The sequence below is a fragment of the Streptomyces sp. CA189 genome, from assembly GCF_056428985.1.
This window is the reverse complement of sequence record NZ_JBWJVM010000098.1, coordinates 1-16,047: the sequence shown is the minus strand read 5'-3', so window position 1 is coordinate 16,047 and position 16,047 is coordinate 1. Positions and strand designations below refer to the sequence as shown.

Here is a 16,047-nt window from a genome sequence, read left to right as displayed (position 1 = left end):
TGCGCCTCAAACGCCGGCGGGGCTGGATTTGGCTGATGCCGTCGGCGCGGGGCTCGAATTGCCCTGCGGGCAATCGAGCCGGGAGCGCGGTGAGCTGCCGGCACGTGTGGGCACAGGGCGGCCAAAATCCAGCCCCGCCGGCGTTTGAGGCGCGGGGTCTGGGGCGGAGCCCCAGGAGCGGCGCCGCAACGCGATCGCGCACCGCAACCAAAGGCAGAAGGGACGTCATGCTCGACCATCTGATCAAGGGCGCCACCGTCGTGGATGGGACCGGCGCCCCGGCCCGCGTGGCCGACGTAGGGATACGCGACGGCAGGATCGCCGTCATCGCCGAGCCGGGCACCGTCACGGAAGAGGCCCGGACCACCGAGGACGCCACCGGCCTCGTCCTCACCCCCGGGTTCATCGACCCCCACACGCACTACGACGCCCAGCTCTTCTGGGACCCGTACGCGACCCCCTCCATGAACCACGGAGTGACCACCGTCGCGGGCGGCAACTGCGGATTCACCCTGGCCCCCCTCAACCCCGCCCGCCCCGAGGACGCCGACTACACCCGCCGCATGATGAGCAAGGTCGAGGGCATGGCGCTGGCCGCACTCGAAGAGGGCGTCGACTGGACCTGGTCCACCTTCGGCGAGTACCTCGACGCGCTCGACGGCCGCATCGCCGTCAACGCCGGCTTCATGGTCGGCCACTGCGCACTGCGCCGGCACGTCATGGGCGAGGACGCCGTCGGCGGCCAGCCCACCGAAGAGCAGATGCAGGCGATGCTCGACCTGTTCCACGACGCCATGAACGCCGGCGCCTGGGGCCTGTCGACCACCCAGTCCTCCACCCACTCCGACGGCTCCGGCGCCCCCGTCGCCTCCCGGCACGCCAAGCCCGAAGAGCTCCTCGCGCTCTCCCGCGCGGTCTCCGAACACGAGGGCACCCAGCTCGAAGCGATCGTCGCGGGCTGCCTCGACCAGTTTGCCGACGAGGAGATCGACCTCTTCGTCGAGATGAGCGCCGCCGCCGGACGGCCCCTGAACTGGAACGTGCTCACCATCGACGCCTCCGTCCCCGAGCGCGTGCCGCGCCAGCTCATCCCCAGCGAGCGCGCCCGCAAGGCCGGCGGCCGGGTCGTCGCGCTGACGATGCCGATCCTGACCCCCATGAACATGTCGCTCGGCACCTTCTGCGCCCTCAACCTCATCCCCGGCTGGGGCGAGGTCCTGGGCCTGCCCGTCCCCGAGCGCATCGCGAAGCTGCGCGACGCCGACGTGCGCGCCGAGATGCTGGTCCGCGCGGCCAGCAAGGAGGCCGGAGTCTTCCGGCGCCTGGCCAACTTCGGGCGCTACGTCATCGGCGACACCTACAGCGAGGCGAACGAGGGCCTGTCGGGCCGCGTCGTCAACGACATCGCGGCCGAGCGCGGCCAGGACGCCTTCCACTGCCTGGTGGAGATCTGCGCCAACGACGACCTGCGTACGGTCCTCTGGCCCATGCCGACCGACAACGACCCGGCGAGCTGGGCGCTGCGCGCCGAGACCTGGCAGCACGAGGACGTCATGCTCGGCGGCTCCGACGCCGGCGCCCACCTGGACCGCATGTGCGGGGCCCCGTACACGACCCGGTTCCTCGGGGACTGCCTGCGCGGCCGCAAGCTGGTGCCGCTGGAGCAGGCGGTACGGATGCTCACCGACGACCCGGCCCAGCTGTTCGGGCTGCGCGAGCGCGGCCGGATCACCGAGGGCTTCCACGCGGACCTGGTGCTCTTCGACCCGGAGCGGATCGAGGCCGGACCTGCCACGCTCGTGCACGATCTGCCCGGGGACAGCCCGCGGCTGGACGCGCGGGCGATCGGCATGGTGTCCGTACGCGTCAACGGCGTGGAGACCATCCGCGACGACGAGGTGACGGGGGCGATCCCGGGGATCGTGCTCCGTTCGGGCCGGGACACGAGGACGGTGAGCACCAGGTGAGCAGCGCTACGGACGATCCGCAGAAGGACAACCCGCAGAAGCTCTACATCGGCGGTGAGTGGGTCGAGCCGGCCGGCGGGCACTACGAGGTGGTCAACCCGGCCGACGAATCCGTCGTCGGCCTGGCCCCCGAGGCCTCGCGCGGCCAGGTCGAGGACGCGGCGCGCGCCGCGGCCGCGGCCTTCGAGGGCTGGTCCCGGACGAGGCCGGAGGAGCGGGCCGCGATCCTGGACCGGGCCGCGGACATCATCCAGCGCGAGTACGAGCCCTGGGCGGCCCTCGCCCAGGCCGAGACGGGCGCCCCCACCGGGATCGCGCGCGGCATGCAGGTCGGGGTGGGCGTGGCCCGCTTCCGCCGGTACGCGAAGGGCGCGCTGGAACCGGTCGAGCGCGGGCTGCCGCCGCAGGTCACCGAGGCGGGTCCGATGGGTGCGGCGAGCATCCTCGGCGCCCTGGAGGTGCGCCAGCCGGTCGGGGTCGTCACCTGCATCACCTCGTACAACAACCCGTGGGCCAACCCGGCGGGCAAGGTGGCCCCGGCACTGGCCATGGGCAACACGGTGGTCGTCAAGCCGGCCCCGCAGGACCCGCTGTCGGTGTTCCGGATGGCCGAGGCCCTGCACGAGGCCGGGGTCCCGGCGGGCGTGGTGAACGTGGTCTCCGGCGCCTCGGTGGAGGTCGGCGAGGCGGCCGTGGACTCCCCGGACGTGGACATGGTGTCCTTCACCGGCTCCACGGGCGTCGGGCAGCGCATCGCCGAGGTCTGCGGCCGCACGATGAAGCGGCAGCTGATGGAGCTGGGCGGCAAGGGCGCGGCGATCGTCCTCGCGGACGCCGACCTGGACGCGGCGGTGATGGGGATCGGCACCACCTTCTCCTTCTACTCCGGGCAGATCTGCACGGCTCCGACCCGGGTGATCGTCCACCGGTCGGTGTACGAGCAGCTGGTGGAGAAGCTCCAGGGCTACCTGGCCTTCATGAAGGTCGGGGACCCGGCGGTGCGCGGCACCGTGGTGGGCCCGGTCATCTCGGCGGCGCACCGGGACCGCGTGGAGTCGTACATCGAGCTGGGCAGGAAGGAGGGCGCCCGGATCGCCTTCGGCGGCGAGCGCCCGGTGGTGGGCGAGGGTGCCGGCACGGGCAAGGGCTTCTACGTGGCCCCGACCCTCCTCGTCGACTGCACCAACGACATGCGCGTGGTCCGTGAGGAGATCTTCGGACCGGTCGTGGTCGTGGTCCCCTTCGACGGGGATGAGGACGAGGCGGTGGCGCTGGCCAACGACAGCGACTTCGGTCTGATCAGCTACGTGTGGTCCGCGGACGCGGCGCGCGCCTTCCGGGTGGCGCGGCGGCTGCGGGCGGGCGGGGTCGGCGTGAACACCATCGGGCGGAACATGGAGGCGCCGTTCGGCGGCTTCAAGCGGTCGGGTGTCGGCCGGGACGTGGGCTCGTACGCACTGCACGCGTACAGCGAGATGCAGTCGATCGTATGGGCGTGACCAAAAATTGACCTGGAAAGTTTGAAACCGGCCAAAACGGACAGTGCTGCGGTTTCCGCATGGCGAAATTAAAGGTCCAGGCCTGCCGAAACGATGATCGGCAGGCCTGTGAACCTTGTATTACATCCTCGTGAAGAGTCTCGGTGTCGAGATTCCAAGGGCTTTGGACGCGTGGCGGACTGGACTTAAGTCCTCCAGATGTGGAAAACGCAGCGTCTAACGTCCTGACGTATGACACAGCTGGACGCCCGGCCCCCGGTCGGAGACACGGTAAGCGGAGCCACCCCCCTGGGTGGCTCCGATGGTGATGTACGCGGCAAGGGCCTCGGCAAGGGCTCTGTCGGCCTCGTGGGAAGCGCCGTCATCGGCATCTCCACCGTCGCCCCGGTCTACTGCCTGACCTCGACCCTCGGGTCCACCGCCGGCGAGGTCGGCGTGCAGATGCCGGCCGTCTTCCTGGCCGGCTTCCTGCCGATGCTGCTGGTCGCCTTCGCGTACCGCGAGCTCAACAAGGCCATGCCGGACTGCGGCACCTCCTTCACCTGGACCGTGAAGGCCTTCGGCCCGCGGATCGGCTGGATGTGCGGCTGGGGCCTGGTGATCGCCACGATCATCGTCCTCTCCAACCTCGCCGGCGTCGCCACCTCCTACTTCTGGCTGCTGGCCGGCGAGATCACGAACAGCCCGGCGATCGCCGCCCTGGACGACAACAAGCTCGTCCACATCAGCACCTGCCTCACCCTGATCGCCATCGCGACCGCCATCAGCTACCGCGGCATGACCGCCACCAAGGGCGTCCAGTACGCGCTGGTCGGCCTCCAGCTCGCCGTGCTCGCCATCTTCGTGGCGATGGCCTTCCAGAAGGCCGCCGCGGGCACCTTCGACACCGGCCTGGACTTCTCCTGGCAGTGGATGAACCCCTTCGCGGTCGAGTCCATGGCGGCCTTCACCGCCGGACTCTCGCTCTCGATCTTCATGTACTGGGGCTGGGACGCCTGCCTGGCCACCAACGAGGAGACCACCGGCTCCGCGAAGACCCCCGGCCGCGCCTCGCTCATCGCCATGGTCGTCCTCGTCGGCTCGTACCTGGCCACCGGCATCGCCGCCCAGATGGCCGTCGGCTCCGGCACCGTCGGCTTCGGCCTCGGCAACCCGGAGACCTCCGACAACGTCTTCGCCGCCCTCGCCGGCCCGGTGATGGGCCCGACGCTCGGCATCCTGCTCTTCGTCGCCGTCCTGGCCTCCGCGACGGCCTCCCTGCAGACCACCTTCATCCCGGTGGCCCGCACGGTCCTGGCCATGTCCACGTACGAGGCGCTGCCGCCCACGTACGCCAAGGTCCACCCGAAGTTCAAGACCCCCGGCCGCGCCACGATCATGGCGGGCGTCGCGACCGGCGTCTTCTACACCGTGATGACCCTGATCAGCGAGAACGTCCTGACCGACACGATCTTCGCGCTCGGCCTGATGATCTGCTTCTACTACTCGCTGACGGCCTTCGCCTGCGCCTGGTACTTCCGCGGCGAGCTGCGCCGCTCCACCCGTGACCTGTTCTTCAAGGGTGTCTTCCCGGTCCTGGGCGGCCTGCTCCTGGCGACCGTCTTCTTCAAGACCCTGATCGACATGTGGAACCCGTCGTACGGCTCCGGCTCCACGGTCCTCGGCGTCGGCAGCGTCTTCATCATCGGCGTCGGCCTGCTGGCCCTCGGCCTGGTCGTCATGTTCGTCACCGAACGCCGCAGCCCGGCCTTCTTCCGCGGCGAGGTCCTGACGAAGTCCACCCCGTCCCTGGTGGTCCAGGACTGACCCCATGGGGGTCTCGGCCCTCACCCCCCCCGCTGTGTCATGCACCCCCGCGGCCCCCGAGCGAGCCTCCGATCCGGGGCCGCGGGCGTTGTCAGCCGAGGGTGTACTGCTCGTCACCGAACTCGGCGACGATCTTCAGTTTGCCGCCGAGGGCGCGCACGTAGGCGGCGAGGGTCTCGACCTCGCTGCGCTCCAGCTCGCCGTTCTCGATCCGGGAGACGCGCGCCTGGGTGACCCCCATGGCTTCCGCGACCTGGACCTGCGTGGTGTGCTGCCGTTTACGGACCTCCGCCAGGCGGTGCGCGCGCACGGCGGAGATCATCTCCGCCGCCCCCCGGTCGATCTCCGCCTGCTCAGCGGGCGAGAAGGCGAACTCCTCGACGAGGTCGTCCCAGCGGGCGGCCTTGTCTCCACGGTCGGGTGTCGGGCTCACGGCGTGTCCTCCTCCTGCTGTGTCACGTAATCCTCGTACGAAGCCTCGGCCAGTGGGATGGACGAGTGGTACCAACCTTGCCAGTCGCCGGCCTTGTCTCCGCCAACCAGGAAGACCGCCCGCCTCAGCGGGTCGAAGACGAACAGCAAGCGCACCTCGGTCGCTCCGGCGGACCCGGGCCTGAGCTCCTTGAGGTTGGCCAGTCGGGACCCTTTCACTGTGTCCACGAGGGGGCGCCCCATGGCGGGACCCTCCTGCCGTAGAGCGGTGATGGCCTTGCTGATCTGGATGAGGGTAGGTCGATCGTTCTGGCGCAGTGTGTGCAGCCACGAGAGAGCGGGCTCCACGACGATCACTTCCCAGTCCGCGTACCTTCCCTCCGAGTATGACCTGTGCAACATATTACGCAAGGGGCATATCTCTGGGGTGTGGACGGTTCTGATCTCACTCCAAAGTGGGCGGGAGCGGTGACTCGGGGTGCGGCGGGGTCGTTGGGCCCGGCATGAACGCCATCAAGCGCAGCCTCGCCGCCCTCGTCCTGTCCGGAGGAGCGGCCCTCGCCCTCTGCCCCGCCGTCGCGCACGCCGCCGACGAGCCCGCCATCCAGGGGCCCCCGATCACCCAGCGCGTCGGCGAGATCGTCGACCACCCCGGAGGCACCGTCAAGGACGCGAAGACGGCGGTGGAGATCACCGCCTCGGCCGCCGGTTCCGCGTCGAAGGCGACCGACGCCTCCCTCGGCGGAGCCGGCACCGCGCTGTCCGCCGGGCTGCCGAAGGCGCCGAAGGTGCGTGGCTGAGGTTCAGCCGCGCGTGGAGGTGTCCCGCCGGGTGACCAGGACCAGCGGGACCTCGCGGCCGGACGTCCGCGCGGCCGCGCCCCGGTAGGCCGCGTACGAGGGCATCGCGGCCACCACCACCGGCCACAGCCGCTCCGCCTCCGCCGGGGTCGCGGGGCGGGCGAGCGCCGGGAAGCTCTCCGCGCCGACCTGGAGCGTGACGGCCGGGTCGGCGCTCAGGTTCAGGTACCAGGCCGGGTGCTGCCCGGCCCCCGCGTTGGACGCCGTGAGGACGTACGAGTCCCCATCGGGGACGTACGCAAGCGCCGTGCGCCGCAACACCCCGGAGCGGCGCCCCCGCGTGGTCAGCAGCAGATCGCGGATCCCGGGGCGCGGCACCCCGCCGGTCTCCTCGAAGCGCCGGATGTGGTCCGCCACCCAGGGGTTCGGGCTGTCGGTGGGGGCCGGGACCCTGGTCGGGCCCGTGGGGGCGGGCGGGGGTGCGGGCGGGGTGCCGGTCATGCTCCCGTCACCCCCGCGTGCGTGCGGTGCACGGTGGGGGTCAGCAGTTCGTCCAGGACGGCACGGGCGAAGGTCGCGTGCCGGATGCGGGCGTCGGCGTCGGCGGGGGCGAAGGCGTAGCCGCCGCCGGGGCCGGAGTTGGGGCCGGAGTCGGCCCCCGGGCCGCTCCAGGGCGTCGCCTCGGCGGCGAAGTCGCCTGAGGGGCTCAGTACCGCCCAGTCCAGGGTCGCCGGCGCGGCCGCCCGCAGGGCTTCGGTACCGGCGCCGTGGCCGGCGTAGAACTCCCGCCACTTCTGCGGGTAGCCCGGGGTGTCCATCAGCAGCGCCCCGGAGCGGGTGGGCAGTACCGACGCCAGCCCGACGGAGACCAGGCGCCGCACACCGGCCTCGCCCAGCCCCGCCGCCAGCGCGCGGGCGGCCGCCGGGAAGAACGCGCCGGGGACGGCCCCGTGTCGTACACCGCCGCCACCGCCGCGTCGTGCCCGGCCGCGAGCCGCGCCACGTCCGCAGCCGAGGTGACGTCCCCGTCGCCCCGCCCGGCCTCGGTCACCTCGTGGCCCCGCGCCCGCGCCTCGGCGACTACGGCGCTGCCGACGCGGCCGGCAGCGCCGAAGACGATGATCTTGGGCTTGGTCGTGGTCTTGGTCTTGGTCTGTTCGTTCCCCTGGTTCGTCATGCCCCGGAACCTAAGGGGAGAGGTGGTTACCGATCGGATACCGCCCTACCGTGTGGATCATGACCGAGAAGCAGTTGTCGTCGCCTCCGCCCCTCGATCCCGAGATGTTCGACCCCGTCTGCCCCTCGCCCCTGGTGCCGTTCAGGATCGGCGACAAATGGGCCACGCTGATCCTGCGCTGCCTCCAGGACGGCCCCCGCCGCTTCTCGGAGCTCAAGGTCCCGCTGCGCGAGATCACCGCCAAGTCCCTCACCCAGTCCCTGCGCGGGCTGGAGCGCGACGGCTTCGTGGTGCGCACGGAGTACGAGACCCCGGCGCGCCGGGTCGAGTACGCCCTCACCCCGCTCGGGCGGGGACTGCTGGGCCCGCTGGACGCGGCGTGCGAGTGGACGCGGGAGCACTGGGACGAGCTGCTCGACGCCCAAGAGGCGGCGGCGACGGGACCCGCGGAGCCGCCGCGCGCGAGCCGCTCGCGCTGATGTGGGGGCGGGCCCTCCCGACGGGGTGGTCGTTGGGCAGGACATGATCCTCTGGTTGCTCAATCACCTCAGCACATTCCTCCTCGGCGTCCTCCTCGTCGGCGGCTTCGTCGCCCTCGCCATCGGCGGCAGCCTGGCCGCGCGCCGCCGCTTCCCGCACCTCGCGGGCGGCGACCACAACGAGATGGTCGGGGTGGCCCTCGGGATGTTCGGCGCGATCTACGGCATCATCCTCGCCTTCGTCGTCGTCACCCTGTGGACGCAACTGGAGAACACCCAGACCATCGTCGCGACCGAGGCCACCGACCTGGCCCTGATCGTCCGCAGCGCGGAGGTCTTCCCGCCGGCCGAACGCGCCCGCGTGGACCGGGCGGTGGGGGAGTACGTCCACGCCGTCGTCGAGGTCCAGTGGCCCCTCATGCGCGAGGGCCGGCCCAGCTACGCGGCCACCGCCGACCAGACGCACGGCCTGTACACGGCGCTCCAGGCCTACGAGCCCGCCGGCCCCCGGAGCGAGACCTTCTACGGGGAGGCCGTCGGCCGCCTCAACGACGTCGCCGCGCAGCGCCGGGCGCGCGTGACGATGGCCGAGACCTCACTGCCGCCGCTGCTCCAAGTGCTCGTGTACGGAGGTGCGTTCGTGATCCTCCCGCTCACCTTCCTCTTCGGGCTGCGGAGCCTGAAGATGCAGCTGCTCTTCGTCTCGGCGGTGGCGGGGCTGATCGGCTTCAGCCTGCTGCTGGTGGTCGCCCTGGACCGCCCCTTCGCCGGTGAACTGAGCGTGAGCCCGGCGCCGTTCAAGGAGGCGGCACTGGCGAAGTTCTGGCCGTAGGGCGCCCGCCCGTCCGTCCGCCGGGCAGCCGCTTAGCCCCAGGTGCGGGAGGACAGGACGAGCTGGTAGCCGTCGGGGTCGGTGACGGTGACCCCGTAGGTGTCCCAGTACGGGTTGTGGGCGGGAGTGCGGGTCCCGCCGTGCTCGACGAGCCGGGCCACGAGGGCCTCGTCGGGCTCCTTGCCCAGGTAGACGACGAAGAGGTCGTCTGCGGTGGGGGAGGGAGCCACCGGGTTCTCGGGGTCGTGGGTCAGCTCGAAGTGCCAGCCGCCCCCGAGGGGCCCGACCATCAGCAGGTCGTGCTCCCCGGAGACCCGCTCGGTGGAGCGCCACTGCACGTCGAGCCCCAGCCCTCCCACGTAGAACCGCTCGGCGGCGGCGAGATCGAGGGAGGGCCGGGCGATCCGGATGTGCGCGCGTGAGTCGATCACGGGGGGAGAGGGTACGGGCCCGTCAGGTGAGGGGGATGAGGGGGATGAGGGGGGCGAGGTCGATGAGGTCCAGACGGTCGGGATCGGTGAGTACGTCGATGGCGGTGATCCGGCCGTCGGTGACCGTGAAGGCCATGACCGACATCAGCCGGCCTTCGACCACGCACAGCACGCCGGCGGCCCCGTTGACGAGCACGGGGCGGACGAACGGGGCGAGCGCGCTGTAGAGGGCCGCCTGGGAGCCCACGGTCCGGGCACCGGTCAGGACCACCGACTGGCCGGCGCGCGCGACGCCGCCGTCGGAGCGCAGGACGACGTCCGGGTGGAGCAGGGAGAGGAGCGCGTCGAAGTCACCGTCACGGGTGGCCGCGAAGAACGCGCTGACCGCCTCGCGCTGCCGGACCAGGTCCGGATCCGGTGCGGGCGCCTGCCCCTGTACGCGGCGCCGCGCACGGCTGGCGAGCTGCCGGGTGGCCGCCGGTGTCTTGTCGAGCATCAGGGCGATCTCGTCGAAGGGCACCGAGAACATGTCGTGCAGGACGAACGCCAGCCGCTCCGCCGGAGCGAGGGATTCGAGTACGACGAGCAGCGCCAGTCCGACGGAATCGGCCAGCAGTACTTCCTGCTCCGGGTCGACCACGCCGCCCTCCCGGGCGAGGACGGGGTCGGGCATCCGGGGAGCGGGGCCGACTTCGCCCGTCCGGTCCAGCCGGTCGTCGAGGGAGTCCTCCCGGCGGGTCTCGCGGGCACGCAGCCCGTTCAGACACAGCCGCGCCACGACCGTCGTCAGCCAGCCGCCGAGGTTCTCCACGTCACTGACATCGGAGCGGCTCATACGGCTCAACCGCAGCCAGGCTTCCTGGACCGCGTCCTCGGCCTCACCGATCGACCCGAGCATCCGGTAGGCGACGGCGCGGAGGTGGGGGCGGTGCTCTTCGAAGCTGAGGGCTAGTTGGTCTTGGGTGGGGGAGCTTGGGGTCTGAGTGGTGGTTGCGCCTGCGGGCTTGTCCCCGGCCGTGTCCCTACCTGTGTCCCCGCCCGTAGCGACACTGACGTCCATACCTACGTCCATACCCACACCCCCGTGTTGAGCCCTCGACCGGTCGGTTCAGTAGATCATCCGACCGTGCCGAAACCTCGTTGCTTCGAGGGGGACTTACTCGCGGAGGAGGTCTTGGATCAGCCCCGGATCAGCCCCGGATCAGCCCCGGGTCAGCCCCGGGTCAGCCCCGGATCAGCCCCGGATCAGTCCTTGCGCCCGGTCGTGGCGACGGTCACGCCCAGGCCGATCATCGCGAGCCCGCCGGCCCCGCCTACGGCGGAGAGCCGCTGGGGAGACCGCGAGAACCAGCTGCGGGCGGTCGCGGCGACCATGCCCCAGGTGCTGTCGCAGACCACGGCGATGAGGTTGAACACGAGCCCGAGCAGCAGCATCTGGGCGGTGACGTGCCCCTGATCGCGGTCGACGAACTGCGGCAGGACGGCGGCGAAGAACACGATGGTCTTCGGATTGGCCACCCCGACGGCGAACCCTTCCCACAGCGACCGCCAGTTCCCGTACTCGGATGCGTGCGCCCCGAACTCCGCACGGAGCGAATGCCGCTGCCGGAAGGCCTTGACCCCCAGGTAGACGAGGTACGCGGCCCCCACGAGCTTGAGCGCGGTGAACACGAGCAAGGACCGCTCCACCACGGACCCCACACCGAGGGCCACCGCGACGACGAGCACGTATGCCCCCAGCGTGTTCCCGGCCACCGTGATCAGCGCGGCCCGCCACCCCTGGGACAGCGCCCGCCCGATGACGAAGAGCACGCTCGGCCCGGGGATGAGGATCAACAGCAACGACATGGCGGCGAACGCCAGCAGTCGGTCAGTGGACACCATGCGGCTCATCGTTGCCGACGGGGGGGTGGGAGGGGAAGCGGTTTTCGGGTGGGACGGCGGGTGCTGCGGGTTGGTCGGTGGCGTTGACGAGTACCGGGGGGAGGAGTGGGGAGGAGCGACCCCGTCTGAGATCCGCAGCCCTTCTTCGGCCGGTGGTCATCCGCACACCGCTCCGGCAGGACAGTGACCTCAGCCGGAACGGACGCGCGGGGCGGTCAGAGCATCCAGGGCCGGGCGTCTGGACACCCTTCCCGTGACCGTCGACCGCCACCACGAGCGAGAGGGTGGCGAGAAGGACCTCAGGGTCGGTGGGCGCGACAGATCGCTACGCACTCTCGCTCGGCTTAGCGACTGCGGGCCGTCTTGGGCTCGTTGGGGTGTGGAGTGGCTCCTTGACCTGAAGTGCGATTGAGGTTCTAACCTGGCACTTACTTGATCATCTGGCGATGGGAAATGTGCTCATGATCCTCGTGACCGGAGCCACCGGAAACATAGGCAGCGCCTTGTTGGAGGAGCTGCGCTCGGCGGGTGTCGGGCCGGTGAGAGGGCTTACTCGGGATGCCGCACGGGCCGTCTTTCCTGAAGGGGTCGAGGCGGTGGAGGGTGACTTCGCCGATCTCGTGGCGTTGAAGGCGGCGCTGGAGGGGGTGCGTTCGCTGTTTCTCGTGTCGCGGCTGGGGTCGGACGGGGACATTCTGGAAATCGCCCGCCAGGCGGGTGTGGAGCACGTTGTCCTGGTCTCCTCCATCACCGTCGAGAGTCACCCGCATCTCGGGCCTGCCGGCGAGAACCTGGCGGTCGAGGAGCTGCTCAAGGCGAGCGGTATGGCCTGGACGATCCTGCGGCCGACGCAGTTCGCGTCGAACGCTCTGATGTGGGCCGCTGCCATCCGTGGCCACGAGACCGTCCGTGCGCCGTACGCCGAGACCGCGCTGCCGACCATCCACCCTGCGGACATCGCGGCGGTGGCACGTGTGGCACTGACCGAGCCCGGCCACCGGGGGCGGACTTACGCCCTGACCGGTCCCGAGCCGGTGACCGCACGGCAGCAGGCCGAGGCCATCGCGGCGGCGCTGGGCCGGGAGGTTCCCTTCGCCGAGATCAGTCGTGGAGAGGCCCACGCGCAGATGGCTGCGGTCTTCGGGGCGGAGGCTGCGGACGCGGTGCTCGACGTCACCGGCGGAGACGTGAACGACGAGCTGTTGAGGGTGCGTGACACGGTCGCGCAGGTCACCGGGACTCCGGGTCGTCCGTTCCGGCAGTGGGTCTCGGAGAACGCCGACGCCTTCCGCTGATCTATTGGGTTGCCGACCATGGTGCGGTCGGATAGGAAGCTTGCATGCTAAAGGGTAAAACGGTTGGGCTCAGGGCTCGGCACGAGGACGACATCCCCATCCTGCACGCTGGTCTCCACGATGACGTGGTCACCGCCTCCCGGGCCACGGGCCACCCGTGGCGACCGCTCATGGCCGACTCGGAGGCCTCGTCGTTCTTGGTGAACGACAAGGAGCAGGGCCATGTCCCCTTCTCCGTGGTGGACCTGGACAGTGGCGCGCTGGTCGGTACCGCGACGCTGTGGGGCATCGACAACCACAGCCGGTCCGCGCACGTCGGGCTCGGGCTGTTGCCGGCCTCTCGGGGCAAGGGCTACAGCACCGACGTGGTCGCGGTGCTGTGCCACTACGGCTTCGTCGTACGCGGCCTGCACCGGCTGCAGATCGAGACGCTGGCGGACAACATCGCGATGATCCGCGCCACCGAGCGCAACGGCTTCGTCCGCGAGGGTGTGCTGCGCTCTTCGGCCTGGGTGATGGGCGAGTTCCTCGACGAGGTCCTGTTCGGACTCCTTGCCCAGGACTGGAAGCCCCTCCCGTGATGCCGGACACCGGGATCAGCGAGCTCGTGCGGATGTGGATCGACGGCTGGGTCGTCTCCCGGGGAGGATCGGACCCGATCGGTGAGCCGTGGGGGTGGACGATCGACGTCGGGCAGTCCAAGCACGTGGCCCGGCACGTGCTGCCGGAGCCCTCCGAGGCCGAGGTGCGCAAAATCGTCGCCGCGACGAGCGCGCCCGGGACGTGGCTGAAGCTGTTCGCCGACGAGCAGGCGGTCCTGCCTTGGGTCGGGCCGGGCTGGCGGCTCGACGTCGCCGGTTTTCTGATGACCTGTGACCTTGCATCGGAACGCACGGAAGTGCCGGCCGATTACACGCTCACCAGGTGGAGCCGGGGCGGGGTCACCCGCGTGCTGGTCCGCACGCAGGCCGGGCACTTCGCCGCCCGAGGCCAGATCGCCCACACAGGCGCCCATGTCGTGGTCGACCAGGTCGAGACCGCCACCGAACACCGGCGCAAGGGCCTCGGCGGCTTGGTGATGCGCACCCTGCAGAGCACCGCGTACGAGGCCGGCGCCACGACCGGCCTCCTGGTCGGCACGCCCGACGGCCGCGCGCTCTACTCCGCGCTGGGCTGGACCACGCACTCCCCGATGACGAGCCTCTGGTACGAGCCGAACTGAACAGGAGACCGTGATCTGCGCTTCTAAACGGCACGCTCGTGAACGGGATCGGCCGGGGCGGCGGCGCGCAGTGCCGCCTCGATCTGGCGGTTGCTGGTCATGTTCGCCGTGATGGCGGTCATGGCGAGGAGAAGGCCGGCGGCGACGTAGAGCGGGGTCCGTATGTCGTAGCTGGTGGCCAGCCAGCCGCCGAGGAAGGCGCCGAACGGGGCGGCGCACATGGCGAGCATCCGGGAGGTGGAGGCGACCCGGCCCATCAGGTGGGCGGGGACGATCGCCTGCCGGAGGGAGGGTGCGAGCACCATCGTGGCGCCCATGCCCGCTCCGCAGACGGCGAGCGCGAGGCCGGCCGCGTACGGGTTCGGGGCGACGGCAAGGCCCAGGATGGCAAGTCCCTCGACCGCGGCCGTGCAGGTGAGCGCGGTGCCGGTGCCGAGTTTCCGGCCGAGGAAGGAGGCGACGCCCGCGCCGAGCAGACCGCCGGTGGCCTCCGCCGTGAGGAGCAGGCCGAAGCCGAAGGTGTCGATGCCGAGACGATCGTGGGCGAAGAGGGCGAGCACGGTCTCCACGGCGACGAAGGCGATGTTCCCGACCGCCGGACGCAGCGCGAGCCCGAGCAGCAACCGGTCCCTGAATACGTACGAGGCACCGGCCCGCGCCTGCCGCAGCAGCGACTCGCGGGCCTTCGGTACGGGACGGGGCACGCTGGGCAGCGACCGTACGAGCACTGCGGAGAGCGCGAACGACACCGCGTCGGCGAGCAGCGGAACCGCCCGCCCGAGCGCGAGCAGGGCACTGCCCGCGGGCGGACCCACGAAGCCGGACGCAGCGGTCTGGCTGCCCCGCAGCCGGGAGTTGGCGCGCTCCAGGAGCGCGGGGTCACGGCCGAGCAGATCCGGCAGATAGGCCGTGGCGGCCGTGTCGAAGAAGAGTCCGCCGAGGCCGAGCAGGAAGGCGACGGCCGCGAGCAGCGGAATGCTCAGCACGTCGAGCGCGGCCGCTGCCGCCGGTATCGCGAGCAGCACCGCGCGGGCCGCGTCCGCGATCCACATCGTGCGACGGCGGTCCCAACGGTCCACCAGCGCACCCCCGAGCACCCCGAAGAGCAGCCACGGCAGCGTTCCGGCGGCGGTGACGACGGCGAGAGCCATCGGATCCCGCGTCAGCGTCAACGCGAGCAGCGGCAGCGCGGCATGCGTCACCCCGTCACCGAGCGAGGACACCGTCTGCGCGGTCCAAAGCCGCCCGAACCCGGTCGGCAACTTCCGAACGGTCACTTGGCGTCCCCTCTCGGGTGGAACAGCGCGAAGACGAGCGACGCGTCCGGCAGCGACGGATCGGACAGCTCCCGATACTCGTCCGCCAGTGCGTCCAGCCGCGCCCCCAGCTCCGCGAACTGCTCCCCGGTGAGCCGCAGATGCGCCATCCGCACGTGCCGATCGCCGTCCACCGGCGCTGCCTCCAGGTCCGCCACCGCATGCCGCATCAGCACGTCCGGCCCTCCCTCGCCCGGATCCGGCAGCACGATCGCCCGCGCGGCCATCGCGTAGTACCGCTCGGTGACCCCCCGGACCTTCCGCGTTCGCACCACCTTCACCAGGCCGGCCCGTTCGAGCAGCCGTACGTGGTAGCTGGAACTCCCCTTCGCGAGCCCCACGCGCTGAGCGATCTGCGTAATCGTCGCGGGCTCGAAGCGGAGCACGGCCATGATGCGGTGGCGCGTGAGGTTGGAGACGGCGCGTAGCTGCTCGTCGGTGGTGACGTGAAACGTCTCGGGAAGATCATCGGCAGGCATGCGCCCAATGGTCAACGTTTCTTGACCATTGGGCAAGAGGGTATTCGTGCGGTCTTCCGGGCTCACTGCCGCCGGCGGTGGAGCTCCAGAGTCGTGACGACCGCCACGCCGAGGGTGAGGTGCATCAGCGCCAGGGCTGCGACGGTGCCGCCGTCGGCGCCGGACGACAGCGGTCCGGCAACCGACAACAGCGCCAGCCCGCCGCCCACGTACTGCGCAATCCGCAGGAAGACCGGCTTCCACAGGCCCATCAGGAAGGCGGCGCCCGTTCCCAAGGCCAGCGGGACGACGGAGGCACCCATGAGAAGCCGTTGTCTTACCGGATGTGATCGTTGAGTTTCTGCTGGTCAGCATGGTTTCGGTCGGGTGAGGGATGCTCTCGACGTTCTGTTTCCGCTTGATCGTCGAGGGGTGTGCGGTGGCGTCGA

At 70.8% G+C, this 16,047-nt stretch carries 19 protein-coding genes and 1 pseudogene; 9 read left to right on the top strand and 11 right to left on the bottom strand.

The genetic code is table 11. The annotated features are described in order from the left end of the window. Nucleotides 1–227 precede the first annotated feature (227 nt). The 3 genes from AC061S_RS39640 (at nt 228) to AC061S_RS39630 (ending at nt 5,272) form a co-directional block, all read left to right on the top strand. The gene (locus AC061S_RS39640) at nt 228–1,967 is read left to right on the top strand and encodes an N-acyl-D-amino-acid deacylase family protein (protein WP_478690723.1); all 1,740 of its coding nucleotides are present in this window, start codon (nt 228–230) and stop codon (nt 1,965–1,967) included. Continuing rightward, nucleotides 1,964–3,466 (top strand): aldehyde dehydrogenase family protein, encoded by a 1,503-nt coding sequence (locus AC061S_RS39635; protein ID WP_478690722.1) that lies wholly within the window; start codon nt 1,964–1,966, stop codon nt 3,464–3,466. Before AC061S_RS39640 ends, AC061S_RS39635 begins: the two co-directional genes overlap by 4 nt. A 231-nt stretch (nt 3,467–3,697) precedes the next feature. Next, nucleotides 3,698–5,272: an APC family permease gene (locus AC061S_RS39630; RefSeq protein ID WP_478690721.1), complete on the top strand. Its 1,575-nt coding sequence runs from the start codon at nt 3,698–3,700 to the stop codon at nt 5,270–5,272. Nucleotides 5,273–5,363: 91 nt separating this feature from the next. On the opposite strand, the gene AC061S_RS39625 is transcribed toward AC061S_RS39630, so the two are convergent. Both AC061S_RS39625 and AC061S_RS39620 read right to left on the bottom strand, forming a co-directional pair. After that, on the bottom strand, nt 5,364–5,705 hold the full coding sequence (locus AC061S_RS39625; RefSeq protein ID WP_478690720.1) for a helix-turn-helix domain-containing protein: 342 nt from the start codon (nt 5,703–5,705) through the stop codon (nt 5,364–5,366). Beyond that, on the bottom strand, nt 5,702–6,061 hold the full coding sequence (locus tag AC061S_RS39620) for a type II toxin-antitoxin system RelE/ParE family toxin (protein WP_478690719.1): 360 nt from the start codon (nt 6,059–6,061) through the stop codon (nt 5,702–5,704). Before AC061S_RS39620 ends, AC061S_RS39625 begins: the two co-directional genes overlap by 4 nt. Nucleotides 6,062–6,207: 146 nt before the next feature. On the opposite strand from AC061S_RS39620, the gene AC061S_RS39615 reads away from it, so the two are divergent. Continuing rightward, entirely contained in the window at nt 6,208–6,504 is a 297-nt protein-coding gene (locus AC061S_RS39615; RefSeq protein ID WP_478690718.1) for a hypothetical protein, read from the top strand. A 3-nt stretch (nt 6,505–6,507) separates the two neighbouring features. On the opposite strand, the gene AC061S_RS39610 is transcribed toward AC061S_RS39615, so the two are convergent. Genes AC061S_RS39610 through AC061S_RS39600 form a run of 3 tightly spaced genes read right to left on the bottom strand, consistent with a single transcriptional unit; the run spans nt 6,508 to nt 7,681 of the window. After that, entirely contained in the window at nt 6,508–7,005 is a 498-nt protein-coding gene (locus AC061S_RS39610; protein ID WP_478690717.1) for a nitroreductase/quinone reductase family protein, read from the bottom strand. Next, nucleotides 7,002–7,385: an NAD(P)-dependent oxidoreductase gene (locus AC061S_RS39605; RefSeq protein ID WP_478690716.1), complete on the bottom strand. Its 384-nt coding sequence runs from the start codon at nt 7,383–7,385 to the stop codon at nt 7,002–7,004. Before AC061S_RS39605 ends, AC061S_RS39610 begins: the two co-directional genes overlap by 4 nt. Then, nucleotides 7,322–7,681 carry an NAD-dependent epimerase/dehydratase family protein gene (locus tag AC061S_RS39600; protein WP_478690715.1) on the bottom strand — a complete coding sequence of 120 codons (360 nt, stop codon included), beginning with the start codon at nt 7,679–7,681 and terminating at the stop codon, nt 7,322–7,324. Before AC061S_RS39600 ends, AC061S_RS39605 begins: the two co-directional genes overlap by 64 nt. A 59-nt stretch (nt 7,682–7,740) precedes the next feature. Here AC061S_RS39600 and AC061S_RS39595 point away from each other — a divergent pair, with 59 nt between their 5' ends. Together AC061S_RS39595 and AC061S_RS39590 are read left to right on the top strand one after the other, a co-directional pair. Continuing rightward, complete coding sequence (locus tag AC061S_RS39595) at nt 7,741–8,160, top strand: winged helix-turn-helix transcriptional regulator (protein WP_478690714.1); 420 nt, start codon at nt 7,741–7,743, stop codon at nt 8,158–8,160. Between the two features lie 43 nt (nt 8,161–8,203). Beyond that, on the top strand, nt 8,204–8,992 hold the full coding sequence (locus AC061S_RS39590) for a bestrophin-like domain (RefSeq protein ID WP_478690713.1): 789 nt from the start codon (nt 8,204–8,206) through the stop codon (nt 8,990–8,992). Nucleotides 8,993–9,024: 32 nt separating this feature from the next. Here the strand turns inward: AC061S_RS39590 and AC061S_RS39585 are convergent, their stop codons facing one another. The 3 genes from AC061S_RS39585 to AC061S_RS39575 all read right to left on the bottom strand — a co-directional run bounded on the left by AC061S_RS39585 (nt 9,025) and on the right by AC061S_RS39575 (nt 11,307). Beyond that, entirely contained in the window at nt 9,025–9,423 is a 399-nt protein-coding gene (locus AC061S_RS39585; RefSeq protein WP_478690712.1) for a VOC family protein, read from the bottom strand. Between the two features lie 22 nt (nt 9,424–9,445). Further along, nucleotides 9,446–10,483 carry a sigma-70 family RNA polymerase sigma factor gene (locus tag AC061S_RS39580; RefSeq protein ID WP_478690711.1) on the bottom strand — a complete coding sequence of 346 codons (1,038 nt, stop codon included), beginning with the start codon at nt 10,481–10,483 and terminating at the stop codon, nt 9,446–9,448. Between the two features lie 185 nt (nt 10,484–10,668). Beyond that, a complete protein-coding gene (locus tag AC061S_RS39575) occupies nt 10,669–11,307 on the bottom strand; it encodes a LysE family translocator (protein ID WP_478690710.1) in 639 nt (212 codons plus the stop codon). A 461-nt stretch (nt 11,308–11,768) separates the two neighbouring features. Between AC061S_RS39575 and AC061S_RS39570 the strand changes: the two genes are divergently transcribed. The 3 genes from AC061S_RS39570 to AC061S_RS39560 are packed head-to-tail and all read left to right on the top strand — an operon-like array spanning nt 11,769 to nt 13,824. Next, nucleotides 11,769–12,602, top strand: a complete 834-nt coding sequence (locus AC061S_RS39570; RefSeq protein WP_478690709.1) for an NAD(P)H-binding protein — start codon at nt 11,769–11,771, stop codon at nt 12,600–12,602. Between the two features lie 44 nt (nt 12,603–12,646). Beyond that, nucleotides 12,647–13,183 carry a GNAT family N-acetyltransferase gene (locus tag AC061S_RS39565; protein ID WP_478690708.1) on the top strand — a complete coding sequence of 179 codons (537 nt, stop codon included), beginning with the start codon at nt 12,647–12,649 and terminating at the stop codon, nt 13,181–13,183. Then, complete coding sequence (locus AC061S_RS39560) at nt 13,183–13,824, top strand: GNAT family N-acetyltransferase (protein WP_478690707.1); 642 nt, start codon at nt 13,183–13,185, stop codon at nt 13,822–13,824. Before AC061S_RS39565 ends, AC061S_RS39560 begins: the two co-directional genes overlap by 1 nt. A gap of 23 nt (nt 13,825–13,847) precedes the next feature. On the opposite strand, the gene AC061S_RS39555 is transcribed toward AC061S_RS39560, so the two are convergent. From AC061S_RS39555 to AC061S_RS39545, 3 genes and pseudogenes are all read right to left on the bottom strand, one after another. Then, nucleotides 13,848–15,086 (bottom strand): MFS transporter, encoded by a 1,239-nt coding sequence (locus AC061S_RS39555; RefSeq protein WP_478690738.1) that lies wholly within the window; start codon nt 15,084–15,086, stop codon nt 13,848–13,850. An 11-nt stretch (nt 15,087–15,097) separates the two neighbouring features. After that, nucleotides 15,098–15,619, bottom strand: a complete 522-nt coding sequence (locus AC061S_RS39550; protein WP_478690706.1) for an ArsR/SmtB family transcription factor — start codon at nt 15,617–15,619, stop codon at nt 15,098–15,100. Nucleotides 15,620–15,681: 62 nt separating this feature from the next. Next, nucleotides 15,682–15,936, bottom strand: a pseudogene (locus tag AC061S_RS39545) (DUF6069 family protein); the annotation flags it as partial. Between the last annotated feature and the right edge of the window lie 111 nt (nt 15,937–16,047).